Source organism: Neoroseomonas lacus, from assembly GCF_014644535.1.
Lineage (GTDB): Bacteria > Pseudomonadota > Alphaproteobacteria > Acetobacterales > Acetobacteraceae > Neoroseomonas > Neoroseomonas lacus.
Genome location: NZ_BMKW01000005.1, coordinates 269,881 through 283,562, shown reverse-complemented (window position 1 = coordinate 283,562; position 13,682 = coordinate 269,881). Strand labels below are relative to the sequence as shown.

The following is a 13,682-nucleotide window of genomic DNA, read 5'->3' as shown; positions in this document are numbered from 1 at the left end:
CGTCCCTGCTCCGCGACCACGACTACCCGCCGCCGCAGCGGCGCAACACCGCGCAGAGCCGCGAAAAGGCCAACCAGAAAGCCCCGTGCTCGGGCGCCTGGTCCGGCCTGCCACCAAAGGCCGGCTCGCCGCGCCGCAACAGCGCCAACCGCGCCTCGAACCGCCCGCGCATATTCTCGACGAAACCGGCGCTGGCGCCGAGATACTGCTCCAGCATCTCGGTTGCGAGCGCCATCTCGACCCCCGCCTGTCCGTCCGTGGTGAAGCGCTTGATCGCGCGGCTCTCCTCCGCCAGCGCCAGGTGCAGCCAGTGCAGGTCCTGCAGATGGCGGGCAATGCGGGCACGGGCCTCGCGTTCCGCCTCGCCGATGGCGTGAGTATTGCTGTCCATGGACGGCCTCCGGCACCAGTCTCGCGCAGCCGCATGAAGCTTGCGTGAACGCGGAGGGGCGCCGGACTCCTCCATCTACCGGCCCCGTGCGGCCGGGCGTAATGCCGCAGTGGACAGCATCAGGAAGCGACTCATGCGGATCGAGACGGTGGAAGCGCTCGAAGCGCTCTACGGCACGCCCAACCTCGCCTCGACCGCCAAGGTCGCGGACCGCGTGACCCCCGAATACCGGCGACTGATCGAGGCATCCCCCTTCATGGTGCTGGCCACCGTCGGCCCCGAAGGCCTCGATGCCTCCCCGCGCGGCGACGCCCATGGCTTGGTCCGCCTCCCGGATGACCGCACCCTTCTGCTGCCCGACCGACGCGGCAACAACCGCGTCGACAGCCTGCGCAACATCGTCCGCGACCCGCGCGTCGGCCTGCTGTTCCTGATCCCCGGCTCCGGCACCACCCTGCGCGTCAACGGCCGCGCGCATCTGTCGGTCGCGCCCGAGTTGCTCGCCTCCTTCGCCATCGACGGCGCCGCGCCGCGCTCCGTGGTGGTGATCACGGTCGAGGAACTCTTCTTCCAATGCGCCCGCGCCGTGGTCCGCGCCGGGCTGTGGGACGCCGCACGCCACGCCGCCCCCGGCAGCCTGCCGACGCCGGGCCAGATCCTCGCGGTGATGAGCCAGGGCGAGACCGGCGGTGAGGCCTATGACCGCGAATGGCCCGCCCGCGCCGCCAAGACCATGTGGTGACTCAGGCGAAGCGCGCCGCGACGCGGGCAACCAGCGCCTCGCGTTCCGCTCGCATCGCGGCCCCCCGAGCCTTGGCCGTCGCCAGCACACCGGCCGGCGCCGTCGCCGGCGAACCCGCATCGAAGGGCGGCGCCGGCGCATATTCGATCTGCAACTGGATCGCCTGCGCCGCCTCCGGCGACAGCATCTCCGCTACCAGCGCCAGCGCGAAATCGATCCCCGCGGTCACGCCGCCGCCGGTCACCACGCGCCCGTCGCGCACCCAGCGCCCCTGCTCCGGCACCGCTCCCAGCGAGGCCAGGAAATCATGGCTCGCCCAATGCGTCGTCGCCCGCACGCCCTTGAGCAGTCCCGCCGCCCCCAGCACCAGCGCCCCCGTGCAGACCGAGGTGACGAACCGCGCCCCCGCTGCCTGCGCGCGCAGGAAGGCGAGCACCTCCTCATCCTCCATCAGCGCCGCCACGCCGGGCCCGCCGGGCACGCAGATCACATCCATCTGCGGGCAGTCGGCGAAGCTCGTATCCGGCATCATGGTCAGGCCGGTATCGGCGCTGACCGGCTCGCGATTCTTCCAGATCAGATGCACCTTGCCGCCCGGCACGCGCGACAACACCTCGAAAGGCCCGGTCATGTCGAGTTGCGTCAGGCGCGGAAACAGCAACAGGCCGAAGCGAAGCGGTGCGGTCATCGTGGCGGTCCTCCGGAGCGTGATTGGTTCACCTTCGTTCACCAACCCCGCTCAAACCCTTTGTGTGATCACGTGATTTCAGGCCTCCGATGCATTCGCAGCTGCGGCCATCACGCTCCGGCGGAAAGGCTCGCACGCCCCGGCCGGCGCCGCCAGCATGCGGCGCCACCAGCATGATGAGGACCAGGCCATGCGTCTCGCGGTGATCTCCGACATCCACGGCAACCTCCTCGCGCTGGAGGCCGTGCTCACCGACCTCGCCGAGCGCGGCGTCGATGCCATCGTCAATCTCGGCGACTGCGTCACCGGCCCGCTCTGGCCGCACGAGACCTTCGAACGCCTCGCCGGGCTCGACCTGCCCACGGTGCGCGGCAACCACGACCGCTGGATCGTCGAGAAACCCGAGGCCGAACTCTCCCCCGCCGGCCGCTTCGCGCGCGAGGCGCTGACCGCGGCCCAACGTGCCAGCCTGCACGCCCTGCCGCCGACGCTGGAAGTCGCGCCGGACATCCTCGCCGTCCACGGCACGCCGAGCGACGACAGCACCTACCTGCTGGAGGAACCAGCCAATGGCCTTCTCTCCCCGGCACCGCGCGCCACCGTCGCGGCCAGGCTCGGCGCGGCGGCGCGGCCCGGCGGGGTGGTTCTATGCGGTCACAGCCACCGCCAGGCGCTGGTGCAGGGGCCGCAAGGCTGCACCATCCTAAACCCCGGCAGTGTCGGCTGCCCGGTCTTCGCCGACAGCCCGGCCGCGCCGGGGCTCGAATACCGCTCCCCGCATGCGCGCTACGCCATCCTGACCCTGCGGCGCGGCCGCTGGGGGGCGGAATTGCTGGTCCTCGACTATGATTGGGACGCCGCGGCGCACCGTGCGTCGGAGAATGGGCGCCCCGATTGGGCAGCGGCATTGGCGACGGGGGCAGTCGGATAAAGCGGCATCGCCCGCCCAGGCGGCGCCGCTCCTGTGACGCGAGCCGCCGGCATCAAGCGACGTCGATGGGTCCCCGCGGCGGGGTGGGGTCCCGCGACGGCCGGCGCTCCTGTCCCGGCGCCCGTGACGGCACCGCCTTCAGCCCCCACCGCGTGAAGCGCGGCCACGGCCCGGCCCCCCAGGGGCTGCGCAGGTTGTTCGCCGCATAGGCCACCAGGAACAGCGTCGCGAGCCCGGGCAACAGCGGCGTCGCCAGGAAATGCCAATTGGCATTCTCGACGAAGACGACGACCGGGTTGGCCCCGGCCGGGGAATGGATGGTCCGCGTCACTGCCATGGCCGCCAGCGCAGTGCCCACGGCGAAGGCGAGCCAGACGCCGATCGGTCCTCCGAAGCGCACATAGCCATCGTGGAACAGCATGCCGACCACGGTCGCGATCAGGTGCCCGCCGATAAAGGATCGCGGCTGCGCCATGATGCCACGCGGCATGCCGAACAGAATGACGCAGGACCCGCCGAGCGAGGGCAGCAGCCAGGGATGCTCGGTGAAGGACAAGGCCGCATTGGCGAGCAGCAGCGCCGCGGCCGTCCCGAAGATCTGCACCAAGATGCGCCGCGGCGGCGGCGGCTTCATGACCGGGCCTTCAAGCAGGCAAGATCCTCGGCAGTGTCCACGTCGTGCAGCCTCCGCAACAGCGCGACCCGGCGGCCGCGAAAATTCGCCCCGGTATCGGCCAAGGCATGCTCGCTCGACCAGCGCACCCGCGCGAAGGGGCGCGCCGGCCGCCTTGGGCCCAGGCCAATCAGCCAATACCCCCCATCCGTCGCTGGGCCAAAGACGGCATCCGCACGCCCCAGCGCACGAAAGGCGGCGGCAATGTCAGCGGGACAAAGCTCGGGGATATCGCTGCCGACCAGCACCGCGCGCGGATAGCGCCGCAGGCACCCTTCCATGCGGGCGCCAAGGTCGCCCTTCGGTTGCGTCACGCGCATCGTCCCGCGCGGCACGAAGCGCGTCCAATCCGTACGCGCGCCGGCCGGCGTGGTGGCCAGCACGGTCCGCCAGCGCCGGTCACGGGCGATCGGCCGTGCCGTGGCGGCCAGGGTCGCCTGGTAGAAGCGCAGCGCGGCGCGGTCGCCAATGCCCTTCGCCAGCCGGCGCTTCACCGCGCCGAGACGCGGCGCGCGAGCGAACAGGATCACCGTCGGTCGGTTCATGCCGTACCAGCCAAGCCGATCAACGCCGCCCCGCATAGAGCCGGGCGATGCGCGACGGCGGCAGCCCGGCGAACCACAGCGCCAGGCAGGCGAGGTTGCGCGCCGAACGGCGCCACCAGCCCTGTTCGCGCCAGCGCGTGGCGGAGGTGATGAAGGGCGGCTCCAGCGCCACCAGCCGCCCCCGGCCGATCCGTCGCACCAGGTCGACATCCTCCATGATCGGGATCGACCGGTAGCCGCCAAGCTCGGCGAGGAAGTCGCGCGAGATCAACAGCCCCTGGTCGCCATAGGGCAGGCCGAGCCACCGGCAGCGCCAGGCGACCATCCGTTCCAGGCGGCGCGCCTGCGGCGCCGGATCATCGAGGGCGAAGCGGAAATAGCCGGCGCGGCGGGCATTGGCGGGGTCGGCCATGAAGGCCTCGGCGGCATCGTGCCATCCAGCGCCAGGGCGCGTATCCGCATGCAGCACCAGCATCCAGGGCGTGGTGACCACGCCGGTGCCGGCGGCGATCTGGCTGCCCCGGCCCCGCGGCGCGATGAGCAGATGCGCGCCGGCGGCGATGGCGGTAGCCGCCGTGCCGTCGGTACTGCCGCCATCGGCAACCACCACCCCGGCAAGACCGCCGGCCAGGACTTCCAGCGTCTGGCCCAGCGTTGCCGCCGCGTTGAGGGTCGGCAGGACGGCGGTGAGTTCACTTAACGTTCGCACAAGGCCGATCGACCCGTTAGGGATTCATTAACCATTAGTTCTCTCTTTGTTCTTGACCTTGGGCGCCGGCTTGCGCAGGATGCACTCGAACGAACCAGGAACTTCTCCCCTCCTCGGACAGGCAGGACCGCCCCATGCCGGATGGCAGCAGCTATCTCTCGCCCGACCTTGGCCACGGCCTGCAGCCTCTGGCGCGCAAGGGTCGTGGGGCTGGCCTCAATCCCGCCGTGCGCTTCGAGCACACCGCTCGGGAGGCATTCGACGATGGCTGGGGTACGCTGGAAGCCGCCTTCGCCGACCTGCCGCCGCTGCCGACGACGCTCACCAAGGACAGTGCGAAATCCGCCCTGGCCTGGAACCAGAGCCCCGATATCGGCTTCGACCGCGCCGTGAACCCCTATCGCGGCTGCGAGCATGGCTGCGTCTATTGCTACGCCCGGCCCTCCCACGCCTATCTCGGCCTCTCCCCGGGCCTCGATTTCGAAACCCAGCTGCTGTTCAAGCCCGAGGTCGCCGCCCTGCTCGAGAAGGAACTCCGCAAGCCCGGCTACGACCCGAAGCCGATCGCCCTGGGCTCCAACACCGACCCGTACCAGCCGGTCGAGCGCACGCTGAAGCTGACGCGCGGCGTGCTGGAAGTGCTCGACCGCTTCAACCACCCCGTCACCATCGTGACGAAATCGGCCGGCGTGCTGCGCGACCTCGACATCCTCTCGGCCATGGCGAAGCGCAACCTGGTGCGGGTTTGCCTGTCGATCACCACGCTCGATGCGCGCCTCGCCCGCATCATGGAACCGCGCGCCGCCTCGCCGGAACGGCGGTTGGCCGCCGTGCGGGCGCTCGCCGCTGCCGGCATCCCCGCCGCCGTGCTGGCCGCCCCGATGATCCCAGCGGTCAACGATGCGGAACTGGAGACCATCCTCGACCGCGCCGCCGCCGCCGGCGCGACCAGCGCCGGCTATGTGCTGCTGCGCCTGCCGCTCGAGATCAAGCAGTTGTTCGAGGATTGGCTCGCCCGCCACATGCCTGACCGCGCGGCACGGGTCCTCTCGCTGATCCGCCAGACCCGCGGCGGTGCGATGTATGACAGCCGCTTCGGCGTGCGCCAGAAGGGCACCGGCGCCTATGCCGATCTGCTGGCGCAGCGTTTCGCCGTGGCGTCGCGGCGGCTCGGGCTGGAACGGCGCGGCGGCGGCGTGGGCGCGCTCGACTGCAGCCAGTTCCGCGTGCCGGACCTGCCGGGCGCCGTGCACAAGGCTGCGCAGCTGACGCTGTTCTGAAATGACGGGCCGGGACGCTAAAGAGCCAAGATCGTAAAAGTCTAAAATGGGCACGGCGGAAGCATTGGAGGGGCGCCGCCCCTCCAAATCACCCCGCCAAAGGGCTGAGCCCTTTGGAATGCCGTCTGTTGGTGTGGGGCGCGACTGTTCGGCTTCCAGGCGCGGCGTGCGACCTGCGCCCAAATGGGTCATGACGCGGCGCCGCGTGCCAGGTATCGCCCCGGGCCTTTGGTGGGGTGGTCCGGAGGGGCAAAGCCCATCCACCCCTCACGCCGCCTTCAGATGTTCCTTCAGCCGCGGCATCAGCTCAACCAGGTTGCAGGGGCGGTGCCGGCTGTCGAGCTGGAACTTCAGGATATCGTCCCACGCATCCTTGCAAGCCCCGGTCGAACCCGGCAGCGCGAACAGATACGTCCCGTCCGCCACCCCACCCAAGGCGCGCGACTGCATCGTCGAGGTGCCGATCTTGGCGTAGCTCAACATGCGGAACAACTCGCCGAACCCCTCTATCTCCTTCTCCAGCACGCGCTTGAACGCCTCGGGCGTCACGTCGCGGCCGGTGATGCCGGTCCCCCCGGTGGTGATGACGCAATCGACGGCCGGGTCGGCGATCCAGCGACGCAGCGTCGCCTCGATGACATCCGCCTCGTCCTTGACGATCTCGCGCGCGACGCAGTGATGGCCACCGGCCTCGATGCGATCCTGCAGCGTCTGGCCGGACCGGTCGGAAGCCAGGTCGCGCGTATCGCTCACGGTCAGTACGGCGATGGAAACAGGCAGGAAGGGTAGCGTTTCGTCGATCGGCATGGCGTCCTCCGCGGATCGGTCCTCACCATGGGCATCGGCGGGGGCGGCTGCAACAGGGCTCGGTCTCCGTTCGGGGATGCGCGTTCCGGCGCATGCTCGCGACCGGCCCCGGAGCGTCACCCGCCGTCGGTAAAATGGCCGGTGATGCGCGCCGCCGCCACGCCGGTCCAACCACCATTCAGCGCCCCTGCGCCGCGCGTATCTGCGCGACGGCGGCGGCGATGCGCATCGCCAGCATCGTCTCCCCCCGCGCGGCGGAGGCGCGCGACGGGTCGCCCGTCGCCCCCAGCGACTGCAAGGTATCGAGCCGCGAGGGCAGCCGCGACAGATCCACCCCCGCCGGATGGATGGCCATCAGCTCCGAGGTATCGCCGATCCCGGCATGGGTGCCGATGGAGGCGGTCGTCTCGCCCTGCGCCCGCAACCAGTCATCCTGCTGCGCGATGGCGGCATAGTACCGTTCGACGGCAATTACCCGCACCCCCTCGCCCCGCCACTCGGCCGTCAGCCGCGCGGCCAGGCGTTCCTGCGGCCGCTGGCTCGGCCCATTGTCGGCGAGGAAGCAGATGGTGCGGAACCCCGTCGCGCGCAGACTGCGGGCGATGCCCTCGAGCATGGCCGCGAAGGCCTCGTCGGTGACACCTATGGTGCCGGGAAAGCGCAGATTGCCCTCCGGCGGATCGAACCGCCCCTGCGGCGAATAGGACAGCACCGGCACGACCAGTGCATCGCCCAGTTCGCGCGCGATGCGCAGCGCATTCGCCCGCACGATGTGGTCGTGCTTGCCGAGGATCATGTGCGGTCCGTTCTGCTCGATCCCGCCGCTCGGCACGATCGCGGTGCGATGCCCGCTGGCGACAGCGTCGCGCACCTCGATCCAGGTCATGTCGGCGATGTCGAGACTGTCGGGCACCGGTTGTGCCCGCGCCACCATCGGCAGGACGAGCCCGGCCAGCAGCACTGCACGCAACAGGGTGCGCCGGAACGCCGTTCCCTCGGCGCGCATGATGTGGGATTCTGCGCCGCGATGATCTGGCCCGACTACGATCCGCTGACCGCCGCATGGAACTGGCTTCACAGCCTGGCTGGGCTGCTGACCGAACCCGCCTCGCCATTCTGGTGGCCGACGCTGATCGTCGCCCTGCTCGCCTTTGGCGTGATCGGCCTGGCAACGCGCGCCTCCCTGCGGGAGATGCGCGCCCAGGCGGTGCCGGTCGGCGCCCACGCCTTCCTGCGCCAGGCAAGCCAGGATTTCGGGCTGTTCGTCGTGAATTCGGCGCTCCCCTTCCTGCTGGCACCGTTGTTCTTCCTGCTCAGCGCCTCCGGGGTCACCGTCGCCACGCTGCTGCTCGCGCCGATCTTCGGCTTTCCACAGGCCTCGGCGCGGCTCGACCATCCGCTCGCCATGGCCTGCGCGGCGCTCATCCCCTTCGTGACCACGGACTTCTCGCTCTATTGGACGCACCGGATCTTCCATCGCTATGAGTTGCTGTGGCGGGCGCACCGGCTGCACCACGAACCGCCGGTGCTGACGCCGCTGACCGCATTCCGCTTTTGGCCGCAGGAACAGATCGTCCATATCGGCTGCGGTGCCTTCATGAACGGCTTCGGATTGGGCATCGTCGCCACGGCCTTCGCGGCGCGGGTGGATCCGCTGACCCTGCTCGGCGTGAACGCCTTCAGCGTGGTGTGGAACGTGGCCTTCTCGCATCTGCGGCACAGCCATGTCGTCCTGCCCTTCCCGCGCTGGCTGTCGATGATCCTGGTGAGCCCGCACATGCACCAGGCCCATCATTCGGCGGACGCGGCCCAACACGACAAGAACTTTGCCACGGTCTTCGCCCTGTGGGACTGGATGTTCGGCACCCTGTACCTGCCAAGGCGCGACGAGCGCTTCCGTTTCGGCGTGGATGACCACGTCGCCGAGACGACACCGCAGGCCGCGCCCGCGACGCCACACGCCCGGCCATAGGGACAATCCCGATCAGGTGGAATCACGTGATCGGTCGACGATGTTCGCAGGACAATAGCTGGGGAGGCTTCCGGACCGCGGAGCGACGGGAAGCTGCTCCGGGCGTTGTCCGACCAGACCGAACCGGCCTGGACCCCGACCCGCTCACCCGACGACAGCAACCAGCATGCGTGGACGGGCGGGATGCGTGCCGCATCCGACAGATCGGAATGCCCGCCCGTCAGTGCCGCGAGCACCAGAGCAGATCCCGATCAGGTGGGATCACCTGCTCGGGCGAAGATGTTCGTGAAAGCGATAACCTGGATCGCATGGCGTGAGCCTAGGCGAACAGACCCGCTCTGGGCGCGACAGGCACCAGGATGCCGCCGCCCGCCGATCGACGGGCACGCAGACGCTCAATTCAACGCCGCATGCCGCCTGCCGCCCGCCGCACCGCCCTCGGTGGCGCCAAATGTCGGGAAGGCGCCACGCACCAACGCATCGAGGCTCGGTGCCGGCAGCCCGAGCCGCGAGGCATAGATCCACGAATAGGCAAGCACCCGCTGCACATGCCCGCGCGTCTCCTCGATCGGGATCGCCTCGATGAACAGGAAGGGGTCGTCGCGATGCTGCGCCACCGGCAGCCAGCGCGCGAGGTTCCCCGGCCCGGCATTATAGGCGGCGAGCAGCCGGATCAGGTCGCCCCCCACCGATTCCTGCCGCGAGAGTTGCAGCAGGTAGCGTTGCCCGATCTCCAGCGACAGGCCCGGATCATGCAGCCGCCCCGCGCCCTCGGCCCCGAGGCTCGGGTCATTGGTGACATAGGCGGCGGTCGCCGGCATCACCTGCAGCAACCCGCGCGCGCCGGCGCGGGAGACCGCCGCCGGGTCGAAATTCGATTCCTGCCGCGCCAGCGCGTACAGCAGCGCCGGATCGACCCGGAACCCCTGCGCCGGCTCCAGCCGCGGCAGCGGGAAGCGCTGCAGGTCGCGCGGCCGCCCATCCGCCCCCTGCGCCAGCCCCGCCAGTTGCGCCCCGAGATTGGTCATCCCCGCACGCGAAGCGACGGCGAGCATCGCCCCGGCCAGCGCCGCATTGCCCCGCGCCGCCGGCCACAGGGCGCGCAATTCGGCCTCGGCCCGGACGGTCTGGCCAACCTGCAGCAGCGCCAGCGCGCGCCATCCCCCGGCCGATTCCACTAGCGCCGCGCCGCCCGCCTCGCTCGCCGTGCCGTGCCAGGCGAAGCCGGGCGTGAGGCCAAGCGCGCGCCGCGCCAGCAGCCCGTGGAAGGTGCGCGGCTCCTGCGCCGCCTGCAACATCCAGGGCACGTATTGTCGTGGCCGCCTGGCGCGCACCGCTGCCCGCGCCGTCCAGAAGGCGGCCGAGGCCCGCGCGGCGGCCGAACCGCCCTCGGCCCGCGCCGCCGTCTCGAAATAGGGCAGCGCCACCTCGTAGCGGCCAAGCCCCCAGGCGGCGAGGCCGGCGGCGAAGGCGGCGCGGCCAGTCTTCTCCCGTCCGCCTCGCGCGACCTCGCTCGCCATGCGGAACGCCTCGGTGTCCTCCCCGCGGCGGAACAGGGCGAGGGCGACATCGGCCCGCAGCGCGGCGGCATAGGCCGCGGTCATGCCGCGGGTCCGCTGGATCTGCTGCAATGCGCCGCGCGTGTCCCCGCTGAAGGCGCGCGCCCGCACATCGCGGTCGAGAGCGGGGTTGCGGACGAAGCCACGAGCGGGCGGCTCGCGTTCCTCCGGCACCGCCTCGCCGTCTTCGGGAAGCGCGGCCTCCTCCGGGGCGGGCGGCAGTGCGACACCGTGTGGCGAGGCGCGCACCAGCAGGGCGTGGATGGCCGGCGCGTCCGGTTCATCGGCATGGCGGGCGAGCCAGTCGCGCAATGCCTCGGCGCGCGGCGTGACCGCCTGGAAGCCCAGCCAGCGGTCGGCCAGGATTGGGCCGTCGAGGCGACGATCGCGCAGCGCCGCATGCTCGCGCAGGGCCGCATCCTGCTGGCCATGCGCCTGAAGTTGGAAGATCTGCGCGATGCGCGTCGCGTCCGCGGGCGCGAGTGGCCGCGGCAGCCCTGCCGCCCCGCCAGCCGGCGCAGCCGTGGCGGGAGCGGCCGAGGCGGTCTGGGGGGCCCGTTGCGCTGAGGCCGGAAGGGGGGTTCCGAGCCAGAGCGGGACGCCGAAAACAGCCATGAAGGCTGCCGGCGTCCTGCGGGCCATGGGGCAGATCGCGCGCATGGCGACTCGCGACTAACGAGCGTTACGCGAGCGGCGCAACATTGAAGATCGGGACGAATCCCGTCTTTCAAGACCGCCTTGAACCGCGCCAGTGGCTTGGCCGGCGTTCTGCATTCGTAGTCTCGTGATCACATCGTGATGCCGCGTCGCAGCATCAGCAAATCGGCCCAGGCATCGCGCTTGGCCGCAGGGGTCCGCAGCAGATAGGCCGGGTGCAGGGTCGCCAGGGTAGGCACCTCGCCCAGGCCCTCCACTACCACCTGCTGCCATTTGCCGCGCAGCCGGGTGATGCCCTCCTTGCTCCGCAGCAGGGCCTTGGCCGAGGTGCCGCCAAGCAGCACCAGGTGCCGCGGCCGCACCAGGGCGATGTGGCGCATCACGAAAGGGATGAACAGCGCGATCTCGGCATCGGTCGGCGTGCGGTTGCCGGGCGGCCGCCAGGGCAGGATGTTGGTGATGTAGAAGCCACCCGCCCCCCGGCTCAGCCCGATCGAGGCGAACATGCGGTCGAGCAACTGCCCGGATTGGCCAACGAAGGGCTTGCCCATCCGATCCTCCTCCGCCCCCGGCGCCTCGCCGATCAGCATCAGGCCGCTGTCGGGCGCGCCATCGGCGAAGACCAGGTTGGTCGCGGTATCGCGCAGGGGGGAGCCGTCGAAGGCACGGATTGCCTCGCGCAATTCGTCGAGGCTGGTTGCCGCGGCGGCGGCCTCCGCGGCGCGGCTGGCGGCGGGTGGGGCGGTGAGCGGCGGCAGCGTGGCGACTACGCGCGGGCCGTTGGCGGGGCGTTCCGGGGCGGAGGCCGGGACCGGGGCCGGGCGCGCGGGGGCGCTGCGGTCCGGCGGCGCTTCGGCCAGCGCCTCCTCCGCCCCCCAGTCCAGCTGCAACGCCAGCGCCGCCAGAAGCTGCGCCCGATCATGCTCCATGGTGGTGATATCGGCCCGCGGCGGGGTTTCGTGCAACCCGGGCTGCGGCTACATGAACGCGACAAGTCAGGAGAAAGCGGGGACATGTCCGTAGAGCGCGAGGCCATGGAATTCGACGTGCTGATCGTGGGGGGCGGCCCGGCCGGCCTCGCCGCCGCGATCCGCCTCAAGCAGCTTGCGCCGGATGCCTCGGTCTGTCTGGTCGAGAAGGGCAGCGAGATCGGAGCCCATATCCTGTCGGGCGCGGTACTCGAACCCCGCGCGCTCGATGAGCTGATCCCCGATTGGCGCGACGACCCGCCGGCCCTGGCGACACCCGCCCGCGACGACCGCTTCATGTTCCTGACGGAGACGAAGGCCTACAAGCTGCCGACGCCGCCGCAGATGAACAACCACGGCAACTACATCGTCAGCCTGGGCAATGTCTGCCGCTGGTTGGGCGCCAAGGCCGAGGCGCTCGGCGTCGAGATCTACCCGGGCTTCGCCGCCTCCGAGACGATCATCGAGGACGGCCAGGTGCGCGGCGTCGTCGCCGGCGTCATGGGCATCGGCAAGGACGGCGAGGAAGGCCCTAACTACCAGCCCGGCATGGAGTTGCGCGCCTCCTACACGCTGTTCGGCGAGGGCTGCCGCGGTTCGCTCACCAAGAAGCTCTTCGAGACCTACAGCCTGCGCGAGGGCGTGCAGCCGCAGACCTTCGGCCTCGGCATGAAGGAATTGTGGGAGATCCCGAAGGAGAAGCACACGCCTGGGCTGATCTGGCATTCCGTCGGCTGGCCGGTAAAGTCGGACACCTATGGCGGGTCCTGGCTCTACATGCTGGGCGACAACCTGGTCTCCATCGGCTTCGTCGTCGGGCTGGACTACGGCAACCCCTGGCTCTCCCCCTTCGATGAATTCCAGCGCTTCAAGCACCACCCGGCGGTCGCCGCGATGCTCGAAGGCGGCAAGCGTATCGCCTATGGCGCGCGCGCGCTGAACGAGGGTGGCTTCCAGTCCATCCCGAAGCTGGTCTTCCCCGGCGGCGCGATCATCGGCGATTCCGCCGGCTTCCTGAACGTGCCGAAGATCAAGGGCACGCATACCGCGATGAAGTCCGGCATGCTCGCCGCCGAGGCGATCGCGGCCGCGCTGACGGCCGAGGAACGCGCGCCGGTGCTCGAGGCCTACCCCACAAGCCTCAAGGCATCCTGGGTGTGGAGCGAACTCGAAGGCGTGCGCAACATCCGTCCCGGCTTCGCCAAGTTCGGGCTGTGGGGCGGCATGATCAACGCCGCGCTGGAGACCTACATCACGCGCGGCAAGTCACCCTGGACGCTCGCGCATCATGACGACCATGCGCAGCTGAAGAAGGCCGCCGACGCACCGAAGATCGCCTATCCGAAGCCCGATGGCGTGCTGTCCTTCGACCGTCTCTCCTCGGTGTTCCTGTCGAATACCAACCACGAGGAAGACCAGCCGGCGCATCTGAAGCTGAAGGACCCGTCGCGTTGGAAGGCGGTGAACTTCGACACCTTCGGCAGCCCGGAAAGCCGCTATTGCCCGGCCGGCGTCTATGAGGCCGTGGGCGTCGAGGAAGGCCAGCCGCGGCTGCAGATCAACGCGCAGAACTGCGTCCACTGCAAGACCTGCGACATCAAGGACCCGACGCAGAACATCGACTGGTGCACGCCCGAAGGTGCCGGCGGGCCGAACTACATCGGCGGGATGTGAGAAGATTCTGCGTGGGCCTCAGGCGCCGGCGCGCCCGCCCGGGCGCTTGGCTTGCGCGCCACGCACTGTCACGCGGGCGGAGGCTG

At 70.3% G+C, this 13,682-nt stretch carries 14 protein-coding genes; 5 read left to right on the top strand and 9 right to left on the bottom strand.

What is annotated here, in order from left to right:
* Window positions 1–22: 22 nt before the first annotated feature.
* Window positions 23–391: a hypothetical protein gene (locus IEY36_RS11960; protein ID WP_188967294.1), complete on the bottom strand. Its 369-nt coding sequence runs from the start codon at window positions 389–391 to the stop codon at window positions 23–25.
* Between the two features lie 133 nt (window positions 392–524).
* Between IEY36_RS11960 and IEY36_RS11955 the strand changes: the two genes are divergently transcribed.
* Window positions 525–1,133, top strand: coding sequence for a pyridoxamine 5'-phosphate oxidase family protein (locus IEY36_RS11955; RefSeq protein WP_188967293.1), 609 nt, complete (start codon window positions 525–527; stop codon window positions 1,131–1,133).
* 1 nt (window position 1,134) lies between these two features.
* On the opposite strand, the gene IEY36_RS11950 is transcribed toward IEY36_RS11955, so the two are convergent.
* A complete protein-coding gene (locus IEY36_RS11950; protein ID WP_188967292.1) occupies window positions 1,135–1,821 on the bottom strand; it encodes a DJ-1/PfpI family protein in 687 nt (228 codons plus the stop codon).
* Between the two features lie 190 nt (window positions 1,822–2,011).
* On the opposite strand from IEY36_RS11950, the gene IEY36_RS11945 reads away from it, so the two are divergent.
* On the top strand, window positions 2,012–2,752 hold the full coding sequence (locus IEY36_RS11945) for a metallophosphoesterase family protein (protein WP_188967291.1): 741 nt from the start codon (window positions 2,012–2,014) through the stop codon (window positions 2,750–2,752).
* A gap of 52 nt (window positions 2,753–2,804) precedes the next feature.
* Here IEY36_RS11945 and IEY36_RS11940 read toward each other — a convergent pair whose 3' ends face one another.
* From IEY36_RS11940 to IEY36_RS11930, 3 genes are read right to left on the bottom strand one after another with little or no spacing between them, the layout of a single operon-like run.
* Complete coding sequence (locus tag IEY36_RS11940) at window positions 2,805–3,386, bottom strand: HPP family protein (protein ID WP_188967290.1); 582 nt, start codon at window positions 3,384–3,386, stop codon at window positions 2,805–2,807.
* Window positions 3,383–3,970, bottom strand: a complete 588-nt coding sequence (locus tag IEY36_RS11935) for a TIGR04282 family arsenosugar biosynthesis glycosyltransferase (RefSeq protein WP_188967289.1) — start codon at window positions 3,968–3,970, stop codon at window positions 3,383–3,385. Before IEY36_RS11935 ends, IEY36_RS11940 begins: the two co-directional genes overlap by 4 nt.
* Window positions 3,971–3,989: 19 nt before the next feature.
* A complete protein-coding gene (locus IEY36_RS11930) occupies window positions 3,990–4,679 on the bottom strand; it encodes a TIGR04283 family arsenosugar biosynthesis glycosyltransferase (protein WP_188967288.1) in 690 nt (229 codons plus the stop codon).
* Between the two features lie 134 nt (window positions 4,680–4,813).
* On the opposite strand from IEY36_RS11930, the gene IEY36_RS11925 reads away from it, so the two are divergent.
* Complete coding sequence (locus IEY36_RS11925) at window positions 4,814–5,959, top strand: PA0069 family radical SAM protein (protein ID WP_188967287.1); 1,146 nt, start codon at window positions 4,814–4,816, stop codon at window positions 5,957–5,959.
* A gap of 267 nt (window positions 5,960–6,226) precedes the next feature.
* Here IEY36_RS11925 and moaB read toward each other — a convergent pair whose 3' ends face one another.
* Together moaB and IEY36_RS11915 are read right to left on the bottom strand one after the other, a co-directional pair.
* Complete coding sequence (gene moaB / locus IEY36_RS11920; protein ID WP_188967286.1) at window positions 6,227–6,766, bottom strand: molybdenum cofactor biosynthesis protein B; 540 nt, start codon at window positions 6,764–6,766, stop codon at window positions 6,227–6,229.
* Window positions 6,767–6,944: 178 nt separating this feature from the next.
* Window positions 6,945–7,772 (bottom strand): creatininase family protein, encoded by an 828-nt coding sequence (locus tag IEY36_RS11915; protein ID WP_188967285.1) that lies wholly within the window; start codon window positions 7,770–7,772, stop codon window positions 6,945–6,947.
* Window positions 7,773–7,793: 21 nt separating this feature from the next.
* Between IEY36_RS11915 and IEY36_RS11910 the strand changes: the two genes are divergently transcribed.
* Window positions 7,794–8,738, top strand: a complete 945-nt coding sequence (locus IEY36_RS11910) for a sterol desaturase family protein (RefSeq protein ID WP_188967284.1) — start codon at window positions 7,794–7,796, stop codon at window positions 8,736–8,738.
* 395 nt (window positions 8,739–9,133) lie between these two features.
* Here IEY36_RS11910 and IEY36_RS11905 read toward each other — a convergent pair whose 3' ends face one another.
* Both IEY36_RS11905 and IEY36_RS11900 read right to left on the bottom strand, forming a co-directional pair.
* Complete coding sequence (locus IEY36_RS11905) at window positions 9,134–10,912, bottom strand: lytic transglycosylase domain-containing protein (RefSeq protein WP_229681265.1); 1,779 nt, start codon at window positions 10,910–10,912, stop codon at window positions 9,134–9,136.
* A gap of 173 nt (window positions 10,913–11,085) precedes the next feature.
* Window positions 11,086–11,883, bottom strand: coding sequence for a uracil-DNA glycosylase (locus IEY36_RS11900; RefSeq protein WP_188967282.1), 798 nt, complete (start codon window positions 11,881–11,883; stop codon window positions 11,086–11,088).
* Window positions 11,884–11,967: 84 nt separating this feature from the next.
* On the opposite strand from IEY36_RS11900, the gene IEY36_RS11895 reads away from it, so the two are divergent.
* The gene (locus tag IEY36_RS11895) at window positions 11,968–13,596 is read left to right on the top strand and encodes an electron transfer flavoprotein-ubiquinone oxidoreductase (RefSeq protein WP_229681264.1); all 1,629 of its coding nucleotides are present in this window, start codon (window positions 11,968–11,970) and stop codon (window positions 13,594–13,596) included.
* Window positions 13,597–13,682 lie beyond the last annotated feature (86 nt).

Bases quoted from the DNA above. Each gene is read 5' to 3' on its own strand.
- IEY36_RS11915 (WP_188967285.1), bottom strand. From the start codon at position 7,772: ATGCGCGCCGAGGGAACGGCGTTCCGGCGCACCCTGTTGCGTGCAGTG.
- IEY36_RS11895 (WP_229681264.1), top strand. From the start codon at position 11,968: ATGTCCGTAGAGCGCGAGGCCATGGAATTCGACGTGCTGATCGTGGGG.
- IEY36_RS11955 (WP_188967293.1), top strand. From the start codon at position 525: ATGCGGATCGAGACGGTGGAAGCGCTCGAAGCGCTCTACGGCACGCCC.
- IEY36_RS11945 (WP_188967291.1), top strand. From the start codon at position 2,012: ATGCGTCTCGCGGTGATCTCCGACATCCACGGCAACCTCCTCGCGCTG.
- IEY36_RS11940 (WP_188967290.1), bottom strand. From the start codon at position 3,386: ATGAAGCCGCCGCCGCCGCGGCGCATCTTGGTGCAGATCTTCGGGACG.
- IEY36_RS11950 (WP_188967292.1), bottom strand. From the start codon at position 1,821: ATGACCGCACCGCTTCGCTTCGGCCTGTTGCTGTTTCCGCGCCTGACG.
- IEY36_RS11925 (WP_188967287.1), top strand. From the start codon at position 4,814: ATGCCGGATGGCAGCAGCTATCTCTCGCCCGACCTTGGCCACGGCCTG.
- IEY36_RS11905 (WP_229681265.1), bottom strand. From the start codon at position 10,912: ATGGCTGTTTTCGGCGTCCCGCTCTGGCTCGGAACCCCCCTTCCGGCC.
- IEY36_RS11900 (WP_188967282.1), bottom strand. From the start codon at position 11,883: ATGGAGCATGATCGGGCGCAGCTTCTGGCGGCGCTGGCGTTGCAGCTG.
- moaB (WP_188967286.1), bottom strand. From the start codon at position 6,766: ATGCCGATCGACGAAACGCTACCCTTCCTGCCTGTTTCCATCGCCGTA.
- IEY36_RS11935 (WP_188967289.1), bottom strand. From the start codon at position 3,970: ATGAACCGACCGACGGTGATCCTGTTCGCTCGCGCGCCGCGTCTCGGC.
- IEY36_RS11960 (WP_188967294.1), bottom strand. From the start codon at position 391: ATGGACAGCAATACTCACGCCATCGGCGAGGCGGAACGCGAGGCCCGT.
- IEY36_RS11910 (WP_188967284.1), top strand. From the start codon at position 7,794: ATGATCTGGCCCGACTACGATCCGCTGACCGCCGCATGGAACTGGCTT.